This window comes from Flagellimonas ochracea, assembly GCF_009903685.1.
Classification (GTDB): domain Bacteria; phylum Bacteroidota; class Bacteroidia; order Flavobacteriales; family Flavobacteriaceae; genus Flagellimonas; species Flagellimonas ochracea.
Genome location: NZ_JAAABI010000007.1, coordinates 1 through 20,300 on the forward strand (window position 1 = coordinate 1; position 20,300 = coordinate 20,300).

Below are 20,300 nucleotides of genomic sequence, written 5' to 3' on the forward strand. Positions count from 1 at the left end.
GGCCCACCCCTTTCCATTCCGAACAGGGAAGTTAAGCCCGTTAGCGCCGATGGTACTGCCACACCAGGTGGGAGAGTAGGTCGCCGCCTTCCTCAAGGCCCGATGCAATGCGTATCGGGCCTTTTTTATTTTTAAGCACTATCTTTAGCATAAAACTAAATTATGCGTAAGCTTCAACTTCTTGTATTCTCTTTTTTACTCTTTTCATTCTCACTATTTTCTCAAAATAATCAGTTAAAAGCCCTAGTTGGGGGAACGTTGATTGATGGCTATGGTTCAGACCCGATAAAGAATAGTGTAATATTAATACAAGGCGAACGTATCAAAGCAGTTGGAACTGTTGAAACACTAACCGTGCCTGAAAATGCTGAAATCATATCAACAGAAGGTATGAGCGTACTTCCCGGACTATGGGATATGCATGTGCATACCATGATCAATGGTCATGCAGATTATACGTATTGGGACAAGACATATCCACCATTGTTCGAAGATGTGATCATGCCTGCTTCTGCGTATCAATTACTGATGGCCGGTGTTACCAGTGCAAGAGATTTGGGAGCACCTTTAGAAGAAAGCATAGCGGTTCGGGATGCTATCAATTCTGGAGAAATTCCAGGAGCAACGTTATATGTTTCGGGCCCGTTTATCCAACATAAACCCTACCCTGGAACAGAAGACTTTAGGTGGGGGGTGAACGGTCCCGAGGATGGAAGAAAAAAAATCAGAAAATTGGCCAAGGCCGGAGTGGATGTCATCAAACTGATTGATCATGACCAGATGACCACGGAAGAACTAAGGGCAGTAGTTGATGAGTCGCATAAAAATAACCTAAAGGTGGTTGCCCATGGGCATAGACCCGAAGAGATACGAAGAGGACTGGAAGTAGGAGTCGATTGTTTTGAACACACTGGATTGTCTTCAGCGCCAAGATATCCCGATGATGTAATGGAAATGATTAAGGAGCGAACAGCACAGATGAACAAAGGGCCCTTGTTCTGGTGTCCGACTGTTGAAGGGCTTTACAATTACGAGTATGTAAGGGATAATCCTGAGAAATTGGATAACGATTCTTGGCATTTGGGTCTACCTGATAGCGTGATAACGGATATAAAAAATAGCTTTAAACACCCAGACCGGCTTCCTTATTTCCAATTGACCCCTTCGAGAAGACCAACTTTACAAACGAAAATTCAACAATTGTTGGATGCGGGAGTGGTGCTCTTAATAGGCACCGATAGTGGTATCCCCATGAAATTCCATAGTCAATCCACCTGGAATGAACTGGATGTATGGGTCAACGAATTTGGTATCGACCCCATGTACGCCATACGCTCCGCTACCTACTGGCCAGCACTTTGGACGGGTGTTGCGGATGAAGTTGGAACAATTACCCCGGGTAAATATGCCGATATTATTGCGGTGGATGGTGATGTACTTCGGTACATTAGCCTATTGCAGGATGTTGACTTGGTAATCAAACACGGTAAACGCTACAAATAGGTTGCCTTGACATTCAAATCCCAATCTGTTTTACTGGAGGAGAAGTGGAACGCCTATTCGCACGCTTTGGGTATTGTTCTGGCCTTAATGGGGAGTTACTATTTGCTTTCAAAAGATTTAGGCTCGGGACTTTACCAATTTGAAAGCATTTTGGTCTACTGTCTTTCCTTGATTTTGTTGTTTACCGCTTCAACAATTTATCATGCCGTTGAAAACCCAAAACTGAAAAGGAAATTGCGGGTTTTGGACCATATCAGTATTTATTACTTGATAGCAGGTACGTATACTCCAGTTTGTCTCACTGTATTGATTGGTTCAAAAGGATGGTTATTGTTTTATCTAGTATGGGGTACTGCTTTGTTCGGCACCATCTTGAAAATTTTCTTCACCGGAAAGTTTGAAGTTTTCTCTTTGATACTCTACGGTATCATGGGATGGATAATCGTTATAGATTTACCATACCTTCTTGATACCATGTCACCGAAAGGATTGTTGTGGCTTTCCTTGGGAGGAGCTTTTTACACGGTTGGAATCTTGTTTTATGCCATTAGAAAAATCCCATTCAACCACCTAATTTGGCATTTTTTTGTTTTGGGTGGGGCTATAAGCCATTGGATGATGATTTATGAAGAGACCGTCCGTTAAGCTTTTGGAATTCAAATGAAATAGGCTACTGCTACGCCCAAAACTATGACAATCAACTTCTTAAAATCAAATGAATGCCCTTTGGAACTTTCAAAAAGGATAATGGTTGAGATATGGAGGAAAACCCCAATAGCCAATGAATTCAAAAGAAATCCATGGTTATCAACCCAAGGTGAGTGTGCGGCCAAATAGGTGCCCAGAGGAGTCATCAATGAAAACAATGCTATAAACAAAACCACAAAACTGGGTTTCATTTTTGAGTTGACCAAAAATATGCTCAGTATCAAGGTAACAGGTATTTTGTGGATAACAATACCATACAGCATGGAATTGGTTCCATCTAAGGGAACTCCCTCTACCAAAGCATGGATGGACAAACTCAAAAAAAGCATCAGGGGAAATGTGTTTTCCGAAATCGGGTGATGCATGTGTCCGTGTTCGGCACCTTTGGAAAAGAACTCCAAAAAAACCTGCAGAAGAATTCCCGCCAAAACAAAAAGAGCAACATGCTTGGGATTGCCAGCATGGTATACTTCCGGGAGCAACTCAAAAAAGGTCAGTGCCAATAGAAATGCACCGCTAAAGGCCAGGAGTAGATTAATGGTATCCGCCTGCTTTGGTTTTTTCCACCAAACAAAGGCAAAACTGATCCAAACCGCCAAAAAGGGAATCAGTAGAATTACTGCAAAAGGAACATCCATTGGTTACGTTGAAGGGGCAAAAATAGCCTATTTTTGTTGAAAGTCTTACAGAAGAAATGGCAGGAAATTTTAGGATGTTGGCAAAGACCTTATATGGTTTTGAGCCCATTTTGGCGAAAGAATTGCGGAATTTGGGTGCTGCAAATGTCACCGAAGGAGTCCGTAATGTCTCGTTTGATGGAGACCTTGGTTTTTTATACAAGGCCAATCTTTGTATACGTACGGCGCTAAAAGTATTCAGGCCCATTAAAACCTTTAAGATATTTCACGAAAGGGACTTGTACCAAAATATGTACGCCATTGATTGGACGGCCTATTTTGATGTGGATAAGACCTTCGCTATTGATACCACCATGAGTTCTGATGTTTTTAAGAATTCCATGTATGTTTCCCAAAAGGGAAAGGATGCCTTAGTGGACAAGTTTAGGGACAAGCTAAAGCAGCGTCCTAATGTTAATTCTCAACATCCGGATATCAGAATAAACATCCATATTTTCAAAAACACATGTACGGTTTCTTTAGATAGTTCTGGCGAGTCCCTTCATCAACGCGGCTATCGAATTGCAACGAATATTGCGCCCATTAATGAGGTACTTGCCGCGGGACTTTTATTGATGAGCGGTTGGGATGGACGAACAGACTTTTTGGACCCAATGTGTGGTAGCGGCACATTTTTAATAGAGGCGGCAATGATTGCCTGCAATATTCCGGCAAACATAAACCGGGAATCTTTTGCGTTTATGCACTGGAAAGACTATGATTCTGAACTGCACGAAAAAATAGTGGATGCAAGTCTCAATAAAACCCGTGAGTTCCATCATAGGATATTTGGATATGACAAGGCTCCTTCTGCTGTACGCAAGGCGCAAGAAAATGTAGAGAATGCCAGTCTATCGGAGTACATTCATATTGAAAGAAAGGATTTCTTCCGAGGTGAAAAACCAGTGGATGGGAAACTGCACATGGTGTTCAATCCGCCCTACGGGGAGCGTTTACCCATTGCGGCAGACGATTTTTATAAGAAAATTGGTGATACTTTGAAACAACACTATCCTGAAACCGATGCTTGGCTGATTACATCCAATCTGGAGGCCTTGAAGAGCGTTGGTCTTCGTACTTCCAAAAAAATCAAAACTTTCAACGGGAAGTTGGAGTCTCGATTGGTAAAGTATGAAATGTATAAAGGAAGCAAAAAATCCAAATACTTGGACAGCGAAGGATGAAATTGGACATATGGACAGCCGAAGTCTTATTTATCGGACCATATGGCTAGTTCATTCCCCGACGGGTCTGTAAAATGAAATCTACGGCCACCGGGAAAGGAAAAAATATCCTTCACAATTATACCTCCTGATTCCATTACCCGTTCTTTGATTGCTACTAAATCTTCATGATATAGCACAACCAACACTCCGTTCACTATATCTTCTCCTTCGTTAGCACTTTGGAAACCACCTTCAATGCCACTTTGCGCAAAGGCGGTGTAGCCAGGACCATAATCCGTAAACTTCCAGCCAAAAGCTGATGCATAAAACTCTTTGATTTTATGTAAGTCTTTGGCCTTGAACTCGACGTAGTCAATCACTGTATTTTTCATTCGGATTTGGGTGTTTCACGTTTCTTTTTGGACTTTTTGTATAAAGGAATAAAATAGGAGATGGAATAGTTGTAACTCACACCAAAATTGCTTCCATCGGTAACCTTGTTGAAGCCAGGAATCCAGAGATTTGGAAATCGGTCCGTTTCCTTGTTTGTCACCAAAAAGCCCAAACGGGCGCTCATCCCCATATAGATATTGGCAAAAAGTTCAGCTTTGATCCCGACCACAAATTCTAACCAAGATGCATTGAGACCACTAAACTCTTCTCCAGGTGAAGCGCCTGGCAAAAAATCATCATCAAAGAATCTATCGCTATTATAGATGTTATAATCGTTTAACGTCTGGCTAAAAGAGGCTACTGCATAGCGGCCTCCAAGGGTTATGGCATTGTTCATCCCAAACCAATTTTCATAGGTATTGATGTCCACACCGGCTTTGAAATAACTTCCAGAGGTAGTATAGTTGTAGATTAAGGTATTTCCCAAATCCTCCGTTTGCGTTTTTTCTTCATTGCCGATTTCCGCCGCTAAATATAATTTTTGGGTAAGACGATAATCTCCTACCAGCTCCAATCCAGTATAGTCTTCATCAATAAAGGAGAATATCAATCTACTGATATCGGCACCAACCCGAAGACCGTACTCTTCCTTATACTCCACTGTATCTTTAGGCTGGAGGTCAATAGATTTATCCTGAGCTGTGACCAGAAGTGAAAATGAGAGGACAAAAAGGCTAATGAAATATCTTAACATGGATATTATTGGAGTTTTCTACTGTTGATTGAACAATTTGGATATCCTGAATCCAGTTTTCGGTACCTTCTGAAAGTGTGACGGTCAAATCATTAAAATTGGCCACAAAACCACATGCTCTTGACACAAAGCTTTCACGGACTTGATAGGAAATGGTCAAAGTGTCCACGTTGCCTGTTTCCTCTTCGGTATCTTCATCATCTGCAGAGTCCAATATAAACTGGTAGGATGTTGTCACTTCGTTGATCCTTAACGGAACAGATAAAGAATCAGGGGAATTGGACCTATCACCAAAGGATTCATTATCCAAAACAGTGGAAATATCCGTGTTTATAATGCGAAGGGAAGTAACCTGCTTGGTTTCTGCAGTGTCCGCCACATCAAAAAAACCAATTACCACAAGTGGAGTATCGCCATCCACGCAGATATCATCTTTTTCACAGGATGAAATATGCACAAGTAGTATGGTTATCAATAAAGCGGGGAGTATTTTTCTCATTCCTGTTTAAATCGGCAAATTTAGAATCGATTAAACCTGTCTTGTCAAAAGTACAACATTTTCCACGTGGTGGGTTTGGGGAAACATATCTACTGGTTGAACCTTTTCCACAGCGTATTTTTCTTTTAGCAAGGCAAGGTCACGCGCTTGTGTGGCACTGTTGCAGCTCACATATACTATTCTTTCAGGCGCTACTTTGATAAGTTGTCCCACTACCTTTTTATGCATACCATCGCGAGGAGGGTCAGTTATGATAACATCGGGATGTCCATACTTCTCAATAAACTCTGAAGTGAACACATTCTTCATGTCCCCAACAAAAAAATCCACATTTTCAATATGGTTATGTTGGGCATTTGTTTTGGCATCGGCTATGGCTTCGGGCACGGACTCCACGCCAATTACTTTCTTTGCCTTTTTTGAAACAAATTGGGCAATGGTTCCTGTACCGGTATAGAGGTCGTAAACGAGTTCATCCCCGGTCAGTCCAGCAAAATCAAGGGCCACCTTGTACAGTTCATGGGCTTGTTCTGAATTGGTTTGATAAAAGGACTTCGCCGTGATTTTGAACTGCAAATCTTCCATTTCTTCAAAAATATGGTCCCGTCCCGCAAAACAATGCACCTCCTGGTCATAAATGGTATCATTTTGTTTCTGGTTGATGACATAGAGCAAGGCCGTTATTTCAGGGAATTTTTGTTCGATGTGTTTTAATAGTAGTTCTCTTTTTTCCAATTCATCTTCAAAAAACTGCAACAATACCATAATTTCCCCTTTGGAAGATGTCCGAATCATAAGAGTGCGCAGCAATCCTTCTTGTTTTCTGTGGTTAAAAAAAGAAAGTCCATTTTGGGTTGCAAAGTTTTTTATTTCCAATCTAATGGCGTTGGACGGATCTTCTTGAAGGTGGCATTTTTCAATGTCAAGAATCTTGTCCCACGAGCCAGGAATGTGAAAACCAAGAGCATTTCTATCTTTAATTTCATTTTCTGAAGCTATTTCATCGTCGGTCAACCAACGGTTGCTAGAAAAGGAAAACTCCATTTTGTTACGATAGGAATACTGTTTTTTTGAACCCAGTATCGGTAGAATCTGAGGGAGGTCAAGACCACCAATGCGCTTTAGGTTGTTCTCTACTTCTTTCTGTTTGTAATAAAGTTGGTGCTCGTAGGCCATATGCTGCCATTTGCACCCCCCACAAACACCAAAGTGATTGCATATTGGTTGGGTTCTTTTGCTCGAAAGATGATGGAAATGGGTAGCAACCCCTTCAAAATAGGCTTTTCTTTTCTTGGTCGTCATCACATCGACCACATCTCCGGGAACGGCGTTGGACAAAAAGATGACCTTCCCATCTGGAGCTTTTCCAACCGATTTTCCTTTGGCACCGGCATCGATTACTTCTACATGTTCGAACGTTCTCCGTCTAGTTTTTTTGCGCATGGGGCAAAAGTAAGCATAGGTTTTCATAAAGAACAACTAACTTGTTGATTTGGGTTGAAGAAATGACCATCGCTTTTTTGAACCTTTTTCTCCTTTCTATGTCTATTGATTGGAAATAGTTATGAAAGCAACTGATAGAGTTTTTGATGGGTTACTTGTTTTGGAGTATCGGTCCGGTAACAAAAAGTCATTGTCCTTATTGGTGAAAAGACATCACCTTAGATTGTGCAGGCATGCTTATGGTTATACCAAGGATTTTGAAGTTTCAAAGGATATTGTACAGGATACATGGAGCTCCATCATTAATAACATACAATCTCTAAAGAAACCTAATAGTTTTGGAAGTTGGGCAACCATGATAGTAACCAGAAAATCATTGGATTATCTCAACAAGAAAAATAGGGATAGGTTAAAATTGGAAGATTATTCCTATGACAAGCAAACCTTGGAAGGACCGGATAAAACCGAACCGGAAATACAAAACCTTCTCATGGCAATAAGGGAATTGCCAGAAAATCAGCGGATGGTCTTGCGGTTGTTCTATGTGGAGGAATATTCACTCAAGGAAATCGCAGACATCTTGGGAGTATCTGTGGGAACAATAAAATCCAGGTTGTTTCATGCAAGGGAAAAATTAAAAATGATTTTTAAAAACAATAAGAAATGAAAGATGACAGCAAAAAAATCGATGAATTAATCAAAGAAGCACTTACCGAGGAAGAAGCAAGATTCTACGATGAATTGGGTGAGCAAAATGTTCTTGAAAAGTTTGAAGGCGTGTTTAAAGGAAGAATGGGTTGGTTGAGCATTTTGATGAACTTTTGGATCTTGGTATTTTTTGTGCTGCTGGTCTATTGTGCCGTTCAATTTTTCGGTGCGGAGACCACAGAGGGGCTTGTTACCTGGGGTGTGGGCGTTCTGGTCTGCTCAATTTTGGTAAGTATGCTAAAACTTTATATTTGGATGCAGATGGACAAGAACGATATCTTAAGGGAACTAAAGCGATTGGAACTCCAAGTTTCGGCACTTTCCCATAAAAAATAAACTCGCAATGGGCCATTATAACCAAAATTGACCAAATATTTAATATTTTAGCAGCTCTTCAAGGGGTGATTTCTCTCCCACGCTGCTTTTTCGAGTCCTCGAAAGAATAAAGGTACAGTAGGAATGGTTATTTTATTAATTTAAACACTATTAAAATGGCTGTTTTAGAACATTTGACATCTCAGCAAGCGATTGACTTAGAAAACAAGTATGGAGCACAAAACTATCATCCACTTCCCGTGGTCCTCAGTAGAGGAGAGGGCGTATACGTCTGGGACGTAGAAGGTAAAAAGTACTATGACTTTTTATCAGCTTATTCAGCGGTAAATCAGGGACATTGTCACCCTAAAATTATCGGTGCGCTAAAGAATCAAGCTGAGAAGCTGACACTTACCTCGAGGGCATTTTACAATGATATGCTAGGTCAATTTGAGGAATTCGCCACCAATTTTTTTGGTTATGACAAGTTATTGCCCATGAATACCGGGGCCGAGGCCGTGGAGACGGCAATTAAGCTCGCCAGAAAATGGGGCTATGAGAAAAAGGGCATTCCCACCAACCAAGCTAAGATTGTGGTTTGCCAAAACAATTTTCATGGGCGTACCATTTCCATAATTTCTGCCTCCAACGATCCCATTGCAACGGAAAATTTTGGACCCTTCACCCCTGGGATTGTTTCCATTCGCTATAATGACATCAATGCGCTGCAAGAGGTGTTGAAAGACGAGAACATTGCTGCATTTTTGATAGAGCCAATTCAAGGTGAAGCTGGAGTATATGTGCCCGATGGAAATTATATCAAAGAAGCATTTGCCCTTTGCAAGGCCAAAAACGTGCTCTTTATGGCCGATGAGGTACAAACAGGCATAGCACGTACTGGAAGGTTGCTGGCGACTTGTGGAAACTGCTCCTGTGCCGATAAAAACTGTTCAGGTACACCAGACGTGAAACCCGATGTATTGATTTTGGGAAAGGCCATCTCAGGTGGCGTACTTCCGGTATCTGCGGTTCTGGCCAACAAAGAAATCATGGAGGTAATTCGACCTGGCAATCACGGTTCTACTTTTGGCGGAAATCCTCTGTCCTGTGCAGTTGCCATGGCGGCCTTGGAAGTGGTCAAAGAGGAGCGATTGGCAGAAAATGCTGACGAATTGGGCAAAATCTTTCGTAGAGAGATGGAAAAGCTTGTCCAAAACATAGATTTGGTCCGCTTGGTTCGTGGAAAAGGATTGCTCAATGCCATTGTGATTAATGACTCTGAGGATAGTTCCACGGCTTGGGATATTTGCATGGCCCTAAAAGAAAATGGGCTGTTGGCAAAACCGACCCATGGAAATATTATCCGTTTTGCACCACCCCTGGTAATGACGAAGGAGCAGTTGCTTGATTGTGTCTCAATAATTGCAAAGACCTTGCAAGACTTTGAAAAAAAATAGAAAAAGCCCCATTTTGGGGCTTTTAATATATTCTCTAACCTAAAAACATCAACGAGCGGCTGCTGCAGAACCGCCCTTGGGTTTGGCCCTGCGCAATTGACGCTGAATTTTTTTGATGGCGGACTCAATTGATTTTTCGGGTTCGATAATATTGTACTCTCCCCAAAAATCAGGATCTGAGAACCCAATGGCCTCATCACTAAGAATGATTGATTTTTTGAGGCGTTCTCTATTCTTCGGTAGATTGCCCGTAACATTCTTTTCCCAATCGGTGACCGCCATTTCTGCCGTCATACTGTAGACCGAATTGAACAATTTATCTTCCCAATCCACCTTGAATTCCAAGAAAACATTACTGTACCCGTAATACCATTTGCCATTTTTTTCACGATAATCTACCCGGTAGGCCACTTCGGTGGGCCATACGTCTACCTTGGCAGGCTTTCTTCTGACAAATAGCTTGGCAGCTTTAACCTTGTCTGTTATATTAAGGGTATAAATGGCACTGGTCAAGGTTCTATTTTCCACATCAATAAAGAGTTCTCCTTTATATAGTGGTTCGTTAATGGTTTCCAATTGATCAAACTTGATCACAAAAATAAGTCTGTCGTTAATCCTTGTTGAGCGGTCGAAGGTAAACTTGTAATTAGCTATGGACCCATCGGAAAAAATATACTCCGGATATTTCATAATATCCACATAAAGTGTATTAAAGGGGCCTCCCTGCAATTTTAGAGCAACAGTGTCCAATTTGCTGTAGTCGGTACTTTTTCGTGCTTTGTAAAGCTCCACGGCATCTTGGCGCACCGAGCTATATGGTGATTTGTAAATGTTCACAACAGCTTCTGAAAGAGATACGTTTTTTCTACGTTTTTTTATTGTCTCTCGATAAAATGCGGTCATCAATGTGGGGTCGTCAAAATAATTATCCCCTTTTCTTGCCAAAGTTTCCCTGACCAAGGCAGCAGCATCCTTTGGCGCATTAATGTTTACCTCGGATAGCTGCATTACCGAAACCAACAGTGTAATGGTGTTCTTTGCTGGCTTTAGCTGTGCCAAAGGCACATTCTTGCTTTGGTAGCCCAGAAATGACACTACAACGTTACCTTCCGTCATATTTTTAGGCACTTTCAACAAAAAGCTACCTTCCGTGTTAGTGATTGTAGTGATGTTGGTTCCTTCTACAGTTAGCGTAGCAAATACCAAGGGCTTATTTGACGATTGATCAACAACCTCTCCCTTGTACTGTTTATAATCATTTTCCGATGTTGCTTCTTGCTGGAAACCCCATACTTTTGGTAGCATGAACAATGCGGTTATCACAAAGAAGACCAATGGGATGCTATTTTGTCGTATGGGAAAAGCGGCTCTTAAGGACTGCATAAGTATATATTTTAATAATTTCTTCAACTATTAAATATACAAATTTTTACAGTGATTTAATTAGTTTTTACTCCAATATTGCAATCTAATTGGTTTAAAACCAGATAAAAAGCGGGTTGGTGTGATAATGCTTTAATCCACCATGAAAAGTGCATTGGCCATAAAAAGCTTTCCGTTTTCCCAGAAACCTCTGAACAAAGGATTGTCCACCATATAAATAACCTGACCCTGACCGAATTGCTCAACACCAAAAATAAGTGAGCCGTCCACCTTCTTTTGAGCTTCACTACCAGCAAATCCTGAAACGGGAGTAGCGTTGTTTTTTAGATAAACCGCATTACCATTTTCTAGATATTGATAACCATTACTTCCCAATTTTAGAGTAAAATACTGTTTGCCATATCCATAGGCCAGCGGGTGGGTATTGTCTACTTCAGTTCTAAAAACAGCACCGGTAATGGCTTTCTTTATCTGCTCCCTTTGAGCATTTTTGTGGGGCATGGGTCTGTTTACAGTGTCTTTTGGAGTATTTTTCTTTTTGATGCTGAATCCTTTTTCACCGTCAAGAGCATCAATAGCGCCCCCCATTGCAATTATCTTACCGCCTTTTTTCACCCAATTTTTAAGTAGTCCCAATTTTTCTTCTTTGAAGAAATCCCCATAACGGCCTCCGGGCAAAATCAAAATATGGTAATCGTCCAAGTCAACCTTATCAACATATTCGTTGTCAATTACGGTCAATGGATAATGTAATTGCTGCTCAAAATAATGCCAAATTTCACCAAAACGGAGTGTGGACGTAGGGCCGCCCGACAATATTGCCACCTTTGGTTTGGCCACCATCTGAACGTATCTGGAGCCAAAGTCTTTACCAGAATCTACAAAACCTGTTGAACTACTTATCATGCTTTTGTTGTGCTTCTTGGCAATATTGCGCAGTATTGGAATGAAGTTGTCCTTATGTTGATTATCTCCTTTGGTGATTATCAAGCTGCCACGGTCAAAAGAATCTCCTTCGATGGAGAAGGGCTGGTGTGCTGTTCGTACACGAATGCCATTTTTAAGCAAGTCGGCCAAAAAGCGGGCATCTTTCATGCTGTTCCAATCGGTAATGTGGGCATAATTACCCTCACTAATGTTGCTTTGCACACCAGAGGTATTAGTTCCTCCTTTATTGCTTGAAGAAATGAGCGCTGTGGAAGCGATGGCATCAAGCCCATAGGCATAGGGCAAGGACCAGGCCGTAATATCGTAGGTAAGCGAGTCACTTAGTTTGGCTTTGGGTTCGAACAGTACTTTCACAAGCGTTGCCTTGGTTTGGTTGGTGGAGACAACCAGACTATTCTCCGAAACAGGCATACTTCCATTGCCGCCCGTGTTGTACTCAAAACCTTTTACCGAACCTCTGGAGCCCATACCGTATTCAATCTTGTGCTTGTCAAGCAAGGATTTCAATGCGTCAACTTTGTCTTTGTCCCCATTCAGTACGTAGCTGTTGTACTTGAAGTTTCTGTTTTTGTAGAATTTTTGAAACTCAGTGTTCAGCTTATCTGCATTTTTTGAAGACACTTCCACGGTGGATAGTCCCGTGGTAAAATGGTGGGCTATACGATCTTTTAAAGTAAGGGTATCCCCAATTTTTGTGATAATTCCCAAACCTGCACGTCCACTTCCTCCCTGTTCGTAGGTCATGCCTATGGCACCATTATAGGTGGGATAGGTATCTCCGTAGCTGGGATAGAAAAGGTCAAAAATTTCCTTGGTGAAATAGAACCATCCATTGGCATCAAAATATTTTGCATGGTTTTTTCCCAAGGTTACCTGAAAATTCCTTTGGAAATCAGTAATCACTTCGTGATAGGGCTCAGCGGCCGGAGCAAAATAATAAGGATTGTCCACGCCTTGCTCATGAAAATCCACATGAACATGAGGAAGCCATTCATTGTATACTTTTATGCGTTGTTGACTTTCCACTTGGGTCAACCATGCCCAATCCCGATTTAGGTCGAACATATAGTGATTGCTACGTCCGTTCCACCAACCTTCGTGGTGTTCCTTACTGTTGGGGTCTACCTGATGCGGATTGTTTTTATACTGATTGTACCAATTGCTATATCGGTCCCGACCATCTGGATTGATACAGGGATCTATAATGACCACAGCATCTTCCAAATATGCACTTTTCTTGGTCAACAACTCATAAATGGTCTTCATGGAAGCCTCCGTGCTTACACTTTCATTCCCGTGCACGTTGTAACTCAACCAGACAATTGCTTTGGAATTTGTTCCCGTGCCTTGGGTGTTTTTTACATGTTCCGTTCTTATATCTTCTAGGTTGGCCATGTTTTCTTCAGAAGAAACAAAAACCAACAATAACGGCCTTCGTTCATTGGTTTGCCCATAAACCGTTAGTTTTACCCTTTTCGGGACTTCTTTGGCCAAATATTCGTAATAATCCACCACTTCATGGTGTCTGGTGAATTCGGTGCCTAGTTCATATCCCAAAAACTCAGAAGGAGATTTTAGTTGTTGTGCGCTAAGTAAAAAACCAGAAAGTAAACAGAGGGAAAGTAAAAATTTATTCATAGATGCAATGGTTCATTTGTGGTAACCAAAGCTAACAATAAATTGTTCCCAAAGCATAATTTTGTTTTTGAACCGTTGCGAAAATACGATAAAAGTAATTAACGATTTTTTAGGAGGATAAAAAAAGAAGAGAAGTATCTTTAGCACATCATTGCACTTTTAATGGAAGTAGATTGTATACCTTTTAGGGAAACAGGTTATTTTTCAACGTTGATTTGTGATTACCTTGATGAACACGAAAACTTGAAGCCATTTTATAACCGATTTCCCCACCTTCAAAATTTTCAACCCCAGATAAACGAAAAAAAGGCAAATTATGCCACCTCCCACAGGAAAGTTTTGGTGGAAACCCTAAATCGACAATATAAAGGATTTCAGGTTTCAAAATTGACCCAGGAAAACATTGCTGCTTTAGAAAGTGAGGATAGCTTCACCATTACTACCGGTCATCAATTGAATATTTTTACTGGACCCCTTTATTTTCTGTATAAGATTGTTTCCACCATCAATCTGTCTAGGAAACTAAAAAAAGAATACCCCAAATATCAATTTGTACCGGTTTACTGGATGGCCACGGAGGATCATGATTTTGATGAAATCAACCATTTTAACTTTGAAGGCAAGAAGATAGCGTGGGACAGAGCTGCTTCTGGAGTGGTCGGTGAATTAGATACCCAGGATATGGATAAGGTGTTAAAAGCATTTTCGGCTGATTTGGGAGAGGGGCAACGTGCCGATGAGCTCGTTACTTTGTTCAGGCGAGCCTATTTGGAGCACAACAACTTGGCCGATGCGACCCGTTTTTTGGTCAATGAACTGTTTGGCGATATAGGGCTGGTTATTGTTGATGGTAATGATACAGCCTTAAAAAAATTATTGATTCCGTATATAAAACAGGATGTTTTTGAGCAAATTCCCTATAAAAAGGTTTCCGAAGCGATTGTTGGTCTTACGGGGGTTTCTTCCGAATATAACATTCAGGTCAACCCTCGGGAGATTAATTATTTCTATCTGAGAGAAGGGCTACGAGAGCGCATTGTAAGGAAAGATGAAGGTTTTCATGTGGTCAACACTAAGTTGAGTTTTACCAAAGCACAACTTGAAAAAGAAATGGATGGTTATCCAGAACGGTTTTCTCCCAATGTAATTGCAAGACCATTGTTTCAGGAGGTAATTTTACCTAACCTATGCTACATTGGAGGAGGGGGAGAGCTGGCTTACTGGTTGGAGCTCAAACCCTATTTTGAGGCCATGGATGTCACCTTTCCCATGCTTTTATTGCGAAATTCGGTGCTTTTGCTCACGGAAAAGCAAAAAGGTAAAGTTGAGCGATTGGATTTAAAGGTTTCCGACCTCTTTTTAAAGCAACATCTTCTCGCTGAAAAGAAGGTCAGGGATATTTCTGATGTTGACATTGATTTTTCACCACAAAAACAACTTTTGGAGAATCAATTCCAAAATTTGTATCAACTGGCTGAAAAAACGGATAAAAGTTTTTTGGGAGCCGTAAAGGCACAGGAAGTCAAGCAGAAAAAAGGCCTGGATGTCCTTGAAAAAAGATTGCTAAAAGCCCAAAAACGGAAACTGCAAGATCATGTGAAAAGGACCAGGGACATGCAAGATGTTCTGTTTCCGAACCAATCCCTTCAAGAAAGACAACTAAATTTTTCAAAGTTCTATCTGGAAATGGGTGACAATTTGATTCCAACCCTATTGGAAAAACTTGATCCCCTTAAGCAGGACTTTCTCATTTTAAGGTATTAAATAAGTGCCTTTCCATATATTGCCATGAGGAAGAAATTGAACTCGCGTATGGTTAGGGCGACCCAGTTTTAGATACTCAAACTTTTGCGGGATTAGGTTAACGATGGCAAAATGGTTTTTGTCTTGTAAATAGTCTATGGCCTCTGGGGATTTGATAGTGCTTCCTGGGGGTATAAAAACAGTGTAGTCCCTCCGCGCTTTTGTAGGGACATTTTTCCAGTGGTTTTCAATCAATTGTCTATCAGTCACTAATTGACCTTTTCCTTCCACTTTAAGTTGAAACAATTTCTTTGGATGGTAAAAAAGTGCGGAAATATGCTGGTTTTTATTCAACTCCTTTATTTTACTTGAACGACTATCGGTGTAGAAGGTCAGGTGAAACTCTGGCGAAACTCTTCGAAGAACAACTGTTCGCAAGCCAATATCATTCTGCAATCCTTGGGTCGCCAAGGCAAAATATCGAAAAGGATGTCCTTTTTTGGATGCACCCAGCCTAAGTTCAGCTGTCAATTCTTTAAAAAGATCTTGAATCATAGCCCATGAAAATACCTTTTTTAAAAAAAAAGTAATAATCAAGTAGGGTTTTTTTTACCCGTGTTGTTCTACTATTGAAAATTGCTATGAAATTTTCAACTAAAAATGAGTTGGTAACTCATATGTTTAGGTTGGTTTTGATTTTAATTTAAAAGCCCCGGAGTGGTTCCCGGGGCTTTTGTTTTTTGCTAAATCAAATTGAAACTAGTTTATGACCCATGGACCATTAAAACTATCGGTATCTATTTTATATTCCATTAACTCCTCACCTGTGTCGTTTATGAATAGCCATCCTCCACTGGCACCTCCAAAAGAAATAAAAGTGCTCGCACCAACTTTTTCAAATAGCTTTACACCTGTTCCTCCTCCAAATTCCGTGGTCGCTACTTCTGGACCCCATGAGCCATTGCCGGAACTATTATATAAAGCATAGCTACTGCCATCGTCACCAAAGAACATTTTATTGCCACCAAGATCGAATCTGGCTCCGGCGGTGAACCCTTGGTTGGTGTAAGGAAATCCACCACTATCACCAAATATTGCATTGACCGAGTAAATGATGTTTTCCCCTCCCGATCGACTATAAGTACCGATAGGTCCATCTTCGGGTGATGCTGTTGGAGTGTAGTTGAAGATTTCTGCGGCCAAACCATCATCGTTGAAGATGTAGATTTGAGTATCCGAAAATCGGGTACAAGCACCAATTGAATCAAAGGTTGTACCACCAATGGGTCCTTCAGGGTCTGAAATCTCCCACATGCCTCGTATCCTTTCATCATTGGTGGCTGCATTGCCATCGTACCAGGCGTAGCGTGTACCTGCTTTATTGAATATAATGATATCACCATCCCTAATTTGGAACATTGCACCAATGCCACCTTCGTCGGTCTCCGTTTTGAAGATATCCACTAAGGGCTGATAACCAACTGGAGGAAATATACCCTTTAGTTCGCAATTTTTGACTGTATATCGTGTGGCTAAGTTGGTGCTTACTACTTGACTAGGGTCTTCTAAACTATTCACAACATAAGATAAAGGTAGTCCGCCTGAAATATCACTTGACTCCGCCAATCTTCCTACAATATCTTGGAGATTATTAACCGTTTCATTAGTATCATCACCCCCGAAAACGGCACCAACGGCATTTAAGGTGCCTTGGGAATCTCCACCATAGGCAATTACTTTAACCGACAAGTTATTGTATTCCTTTAGTGATTCAATATCTACACTTGCGCTAGCATTCCCAGCAACAGCATTGTATGATCCTTTCAAAGCAGCTTCCATGTCTTCGGCCGAGGCTGTGGATTCATAAAGCATGTAGAATATTCTACCATACGTCACTGATGATATAAACGTTGCAGGATTATCGGGTTGAATAAAATTTGTCAGTTGTTCGGGTGCTACGCTTGAATCAAAAACTTCATCAAGACTTGTGGGCTTCACATAGCTCATGGTATAATACTGCTGCGTTAGCTTAACGAGAACACTACTCGTTTTAGAACTGATATCTAATGAGAAATCGCTGCTAACTTTTGCAGTGAGTGTTGATGCTTTCAAACCCATTTCCAATGCCAATTGTTCAGACGAGTTTACTGCGACTACATCAAGAGTGAAGTTAGCGGGCGTAATATCGCCATTTTGCGCTATAATGTCATTCATGGCCTGTTGTACCGTTCCTTGGTTTACAACATCTACAGCTACCGTAGCCACAGGATTTCCTGTAATCAAATTATAGGTAATTGTACCACCAGCACGTTTTACAACAATATCCGTTGGGGTTCCATTATCCAAAGTTTTCCCTTGCAAAAGGTTTCCTGGCCAAATCACCGATGCGTTGGTGTTGTATAGTGGGAAAGTATGGGTTCCCCCTGTGATATCCACTTCTTTTTCCGTACAGACCCAACGTTGCTCTATGGTTGGTCCGTTGCTACTCTCCTTACGGTCAAACTTATCGTCTGCCGTGGTCTCTGTACCGGCAACTTCTGTTTCCGTGATATTGAGTGGAAAGTTTTCAAATGCATCTCCACTAGCAACAACTTCTGAGAGTGTAGTTGCTGCTATAGTTTCAGGACAGCCATTATTATTCGCTGGCCCTGTTTCATTTGGGCAGTTATCATTTGCATCAACCACACCATCCTGATCGGTATCTACTGATCCGGAAGTATCTGGACTTTCATCTTTGCTACAGGAAATGGCTACCACTATGAGCAGTACCATCATAGACCTGTTCCATAATTTAAATTTTGCTTTCATCACGTTTTTGTTTTGTGGGTTAAACTTGATTATAGTTTTGTGTGACCTGCCCGGTAAACGGTCTGCAGCCCTTAGCCGAGCAAGACCACAAAACTGGTTGTCAGGATTCCATATAGAATTCGATGACAACACAAACCTAAATCACTGATTTTGAGATAAGAAAAAAGCGGGGTGGACAACTGGTGGACACCCTAAAAATAAAAGTGGGACAATCGGTAGACACCCCTGTTACGACTGGTGTTTAAAGGGACAGCACCAAATCCTGTAAAGAATCCTCAGTGGTGATATCCAATTTTTTTCGCAGACGATATCGGGCTTTTTTGATGCCCTCTGGCGATATATTAAGGATATTGGCTATCTCTTTGGAGGATAGATTCATCTTTAAAAGGGCCAAAAGTCGAAGTTCATTTGAGGTAACCTGAGGATATTTTGACTTCACATTGCTGTTGAAATCCTTATGTACTTCTTCAAAATAACGGGAAAAATTTTCCCAATTGTTATCATCCTGTAAGTCAAAATTGATGGTGCGGATCAATTGTTGGTAACCGTTTTTTGATTCCTCTTTTTCCTTGAGTGCTTCCGCCTTTTGTTTCAGTCCTTCCAAAACTTCATTCTTTTTGGCCAAATGCAGCGCATGGGTAGTGAGTTCTTTCCTTTTGAATGCTAGCTCGACATCAACTTTTTCCTTTTCCAATTTTTTTCGTTTGAGTTTTTGTCGCACACCGTAAAAAGCAAAAAAGAAGATAACCAACAGTCCCGCAAGTAGAATTTTTTGCAGGGTACTTATTTCCGCTTTTTGTTCCAAAACGGTAATTTCCTTTTGCTGCAGGGCAATTTGTTGTTCTTTTTGCTCGGTTTCATAAATGGTGCGCAATTCTTCAATTTGTTTGGATTTCGTCTCATTGAAGATTGAATCATTGATGGTGATGAATTTCTTTATGTCCTCAAGAGCCTTATCAAACTGTTTATTTTGCTCCCTGGCCATAGAACGTCCATAATATCCATCTTTGAGTTCAACCAGACTGCCAATGGAATCGGCCATGGAAATCGCTTTATCAAAATTTTCAAACGCTTTGGACATTTCATTCTTTTCTGTGTAGAGTGTGCCAAACTCGTTGAATAGCGTTATGTCATTGTTTGCACTACTACCGCCTAGGGTGACATATTTATTAAGGTATTCTTCAGCTAATTTCAGATTCCCCCTTTTTCTGTTGACCAAACCTAGATTATAATAGCAAATGGCCTCGAAGCCCTTTCTGCCTTGCTCTACGGAAATTTTTAAACTTTGGTTGAAATTTTTAAGGCTCTTTTCGTAGTCACCTAAGTTTAAATGGGCATATCCTATTTCGGTATGTGTAATGCACTGCCATAACACATTATCCTGTTGAATAAAAATATCCAAACCATCTTGAAGTGGTCCCAATGCAATACTATCATTGCCTCTTAGAGATTCTATCCTACCAATGCCTACCAGCATATCTGCCTTTTTATCCAGATGAGGTTCGGACAAGGAGTCCAAGCCTTTAAGTCCATCATACATGAATTTTGCTCCCAGTTCATAGCTCCCTTTGTCCATATAAATGGTGGCAATTTCTCTATTTGTTTGCGCAATTCGGATTCCACTTTTCATTTTGAAAGCTAATTTGACAACGTCCTCATATAGTTTCAATGCTTTTTCAAAATTGCCGGACAGTTGTTCTACTTTGGCAAAATTGTTAAGGGTTTTAAATCGGCCAAAATCATCTTTGGTTTTATCCCAGATTTTGTTGGCTTTTCCAAAATAGTACCTTGCCGAATCAAAGGCGAACGTTCTTCGATGATAATTGCCAATATTGTACAGGGCATCTCCTATTCCGAGATCATAGTTTATTTTTTTAGAAATGGCCAATTGTTCCTTGGCATATACCAAGGCCTCTTCAGGTGTCTTCAAAAAAAATGTCTTTCCGTAGAGCTCATCTAACGTTTTTACCTTTTCAATACCGTCGGATTGATTTTGATACACATTTAGGATACTATCCAATATCTGCTCTTTTTCTTGGGAGGAGATTGAGAAGTTACATATGAAAAGTAGGAATGGAAGAAATAGTTTTGAGGTTTTCATAGCGGCTGGATTACCCATTAAAAATAGGCAATTTGCCACAACCTTTTGAAAAAGAA

The 20,300-nt window shown here is 40.8% G+C and carries 17 protein-coding genes and 1 rRNA gene; 8 read left to right on the forward strand and 10 right to left on the reverse strand.

All coding sequences use genetic code 11. The annotated features are described in order from the left end of the window. From rrf to trhA, 3 genes are all read left to right on the forward strand, one after another. Window positions 1-92: ribosomal RNA gene (rrf, locus tag GTQ34_RS14630) — 5S ribosomal RNA — on the forward strand; the annotation flags it as partial. A gap of 70 nt (window positions 93-162) precedes the next feature. Next, complete coding sequence (locus GTQ34_RS14635; protein WP_166524557.1) at window positions 163-1,503, forward strand: amidohydrolase family protein; 1,341 nt, start codon at window positions 163-165, stop codon at window positions 1,501-1,503. 6 nt (window positions 1,504-1,509) lie between these two features. Further along, on the forward strand, window positions 1,510-2,148 hold the full coding sequence (trhA, locus tag GTQ34_RS14640; RefSeq protein ID WP_166524558.1) for a PAQR family membrane homeostasis protein TrhA: 639 nt from the start codon (window positions 1,510-1,512) through the stop codon (window positions 2,146-2,148). A gap of 11 nt (window positions 2,149-2,159) precedes the next feature. Here the strand turns inward: trhA and GTQ34_RS14645 are convergent, their stop codons facing one another. After that, window positions 2,160-2,849 (reverse strand): ZIP family metal transporter, encoded by a 690-nt coding sequence (locus GTQ34_RS14645; RefSeq protein ID WP_166524559.1) that lies wholly within the window; start codon window positions 2,847-2,849, stop codon window positions 2,160-2,162. 56 nt (window positions 2,850-2,905) lie between these two features. Between GTQ34_RS14645 and GTQ34_RS14650 the strand changes: the two genes are divergently transcribed. Further along, on the forward strand, window positions 2,906-4,072 hold the full coding sequence (locus tag GTQ34_RS14650; RefSeq protein WP_166524560.1) for a THUMP domain-containing class I SAM-dependent RNA methyltransferase: 1,167 nt from the start codon (window positions 2,906-2,908) through the stop codon (window positions 4,070-4,072). A gap of 26 nt (window positions 4,073-4,098) precedes the next feature. Here the strand turns inward: GTQ34_RS14650 and GTQ34_RS14655 are convergent, their stop codons facing one another. From GTQ34_RS14655 to rlmD, 4 genes are read right to left on the reverse strand one after another with little or no spacing between them, the layout of a single operon-like run. Further along, complete coding sequence (locus GTQ34_RS14655; protein WP_208103904.1) at window positions 4,099-4,446, reverse strand: VOC family protein; 348 nt, start codon at window positions 4,444-4,446, stop codon at window positions 4,099-4,101. Further along, window positions 4,443-5,201: a DUF6048 family protein gene (locus tag GTQ34_RS14660; RefSeq protein ID WP_166524561.1), complete on the reverse strand. Its 759-nt coding sequence runs from the start codon at window positions 5,199-5,201 to the stop codon at window positions 4,443-4,445. Before GTQ34_RS14660 ends, GTQ34_RS14655 begins: the two co-directional genes overlap by 4 nt. Next, entirely contained in the window at window positions 5,182-5,700 is a 519-nt protein-coding gene (locus GTQ34_RS14665) for a DUF6452 family protein (RefSeq protein ID WP_166524562.1), read from the reverse strand. Before GTQ34_RS14665 ends, GTQ34_RS14660 begins: the two co-directional genes overlap by 20 nt. A 30-nt stretch (window positions 5,701-5,730) precedes the next feature. Then, window positions 5,731-7,143 carry a 23S rRNA (uracil(1939)-C(5))-methyltransferase RlmD gene (rlmD, locus tag GTQ34_RS14670; RefSeq protein ID WP_166524563.1) on the reverse strand — a complete coding sequence of 471 codons (1,413 nt, stop codon included), beginning with the start codon at window positions 7,141-7,143 and terminating at the stop codon, window positions 5,731-5,733. Between the two features lie 121 nt (window positions 7,144-7,264). Here rlmD and GTQ34_RS14675 point away from each other — a divergent pair, with 121 nt between their 5' ends. The 3 genes from GTQ34_RS14675 to rocD all read left to right on the forward strand — a co-directional run bounded on the left by GTQ34_RS14675 (window position 7,265) and on the right by rocD (window position 9,623). After that, window positions 7,265-7,810: an RNA polymerase sigma factor gene (locus tag GTQ34_RS14675; RefSeq protein WP_166524564.1), complete on the forward strand. Its 546-nt coding sequence runs from the start codon at window positions 7,265-7,267 to the stop codon at window positions 7,808-7,810. After that, a complete protein-coding gene (locus GTQ34_RS14680; protein ID WP_166524565.1) occupies window positions 7,807-8,187 on the forward strand; it encodes a DUF6768 family protein in 381 nt (126 codons plus the stop codon). The genes GTQ34_RS14675 and GTQ34_RS14680 overlap by 4 nt, the downstream gene beginning before the upstream one ends. A 155-nt stretch (window positions 8,188-8,342) precedes the next feature. After that, on the forward strand, window positions 8,343-9,623 hold the full coding sequence (rocD, locus tag GTQ34_RS14685; protein ID WP_166524566.1) for an ornithine--oxo-acid transaminase: 1,281 nt from the start codon (window positions 8,343-8,345) through the stop codon (window positions 9,621-9,623). A gap of 48 nt (window positions 9,624-9,671) precedes the next feature. Here rocD and GTQ34_RS14690 read toward each other — a convergent pair whose 3' ends face one another. Together GTQ34_RS14690 and GTQ34_RS14695 are read right to left on the reverse strand one after the other, a co-directional pair. Beyond that, window positions 9,672-10,928, reverse strand: a complete 1,257-nt coding sequence (locus GTQ34_RS14690; protein WP_235915058.1) for a carboxypeptidase-like regulatory domain-containing protein — start codon at window positions 10,926-10,928, stop codon at window positions 9,672-9,674. A gap of 210 nt (window positions 10,929-11,138) precedes the next feature. Next, window positions 11,139-13,592, reverse strand: a complete 2,454-nt coding sequence (locus GTQ34_RS14695) for a M14 family metallopeptidase (protein ID WP_166524568.1) — start codon at window positions 13,590-13,592, stop codon at window positions 11,139-11,141. 162 nt (window positions 13,593-13,754) lie between these two features. Between GTQ34_RS14695 and bshC the strand changes: the two genes are divergently transcribed. After that, complete coding sequence (gene bshC, locus GTQ34_RS14700; protein ID WP_166524569.1) at window positions 13,755-15,356, forward strand: bacillithiol biosynthesis cysteine-adding enzyme BshC; 1,602 nt, start codon at window positions 13,755-13,757, stop codon at window positions 15,354-15,356. Here the strand turns inward: bshC and GTQ34_RS14705 are convergent. From GTQ34_RS14705 to GTQ34_RS14715, 3 genes are all read right to left on the reverse strand, one after another. Then, window positions 15,345-15,890, reverse strand: a complete 546-nt coding sequence (locus tag GTQ34_RS14705; protein ID WP_166524570.1) for a pyridoxamine 5'-phosphate oxidase family protein — start codon at window positions 15,888-15,890, stop codon at window positions 15,345-15,347. The two genes, bshC and GTQ34_RS14705, sit on opposite strands and share 12 nt — an antisense overlap. A gap of 204 nt (window positions 15,891-16,094) precedes the next feature. Further along, a complete protein-coding gene (locus GTQ34_RS14710) occupies window positions 16,095-18,143 on the reverse strand; it encodes a thiol-activated cytolysin family protein (protein WP_166524571.1) in 2,049 nt (682 codons plus the stop codon). 241 nt (window positions 18,144-18,384) lie between these two features. Continuing rightward, a complete protein-coding gene (locus GTQ34_RS14715; RefSeq protein ID WP_166524572.1) occupies window positions 18,385-20,244 on the reverse strand; it encodes a tetratricopeptide repeat protein in 1,860 nt (619 codons plus the stop codon). Between the last annotated feature and the right edge of the window lie 56 nt (window positions 20,245-20,300).

Bases quoted from the DNA above. Each gene is read 5' to 3' on its own strand.
- GTQ34_RS14635 (WP_166524557.1), top strand. From the start codon at position 163: ATGCGTAAGCTTCAACTTCTTGTATTCTCTTTTTTACTCTTTTCATTC.
- GTQ34_RS14645 (WP_166524559.1), bottom strand. From the start codon at position 2,849: ATGGATGTTCCTTTTGCAGTAATTCTACTGATTCCCTTTTTGGCGGTT.
- GTQ34_RS14650 (WP_166524560.1), top strand. From the start codon at position 2,906: ATGGCAGGAAATTTTAGGATGTTGGCAAAGACCTTATATGGTTTTGAG.
- GTQ34_RS14655 (WP_208103904.1), bottom strand. From the start codon at position 4,446: ATGAAAAATACAGTGATTGACTACGTCGAGTTCAAGGCCAAAGACTTA.
- GTQ34_RS14660 (WP_166524561.1), bottom strand. From the start codon at position 5,201: ATGTTAAGATATTTCATTAGCCTTTTTGTCCTCTCATTTTCACTTCTG.
- GTQ34_RS14665 (WP_166524562.1), bottom strand. From the start codon at position 5,700: ATGAGAAAAATACTCCCCGCTTTATTGATAACCATACTACTTGTGCAT.
- rlmD (WP_166524563.1), bottom strand. From the start codon at position 7,143: ATGCGCAAAAAAACTAGACGGAGAACGTTCGAACATGTAGAAGTAATC.
- GTQ34_RS14675 (WP_166524564.1), top strand. From the start codon at position 7,265: ATGAAAGCAACTGATAGAGTTTTTGATGGGTTACTTGTTTTGGAGTAT.
- GTQ34_RS14680 (WP_166524565.1), top strand. From the start codon at position 7,807: ATGAAAGATGACAGCAAAAAAATCGATGAATTAATCAAAGAAGCACTT.
- rocD (WP_166524566.1), top strand. From the start codon at position 8,343: ATGGCTGTTTTAGAACATTTGACATCTCAGCAAGCGATTGACTTAGAA.
- GTQ34_RS14690 (WP_235915058.1), bottom strand. From the start codon at position 10,928: ATGCTACCAAAAGTATGGGGTTTCCAGCAAGAAGCAACATCGGAAAAT.
- GTQ34_RS14695 (WP_166524568.1), bottom strand. From the start codon at position 13,592: ATGAATAAATTTTTACTTTCCCTCTGTTTACTTTCTGGTTTTTTACTT.
- bshC (WP_166524569.1), top strand. From the start codon at position 13,755: ATGGAAGTAGATTGTATACCTTTTAGGGAAACAGGTTATTTTTCAACG.
- GTQ34_RS14705 (WP_166524570.1), bottom strand. From the start codon at position 15,890: ATGATTCAAGATCTTTTTAAAGAATTGACAGCTGAACTTAGGCTGGGT.
- GTQ34_RS14710 (WP_166524571.1), bottom strand. From the start codon at position 18,143: ATGAAAGCAAAATTTAAATTATGGAACAGGTCTATGATGGTACTGCTC.
- GTQ34_RS14715 (WP_166524572.1), bottom strand. From the start codon at position 20,244: ATGAAAACCTCAAAACTATTTCTTCCATTCCTACTTTTCATATGTAAC.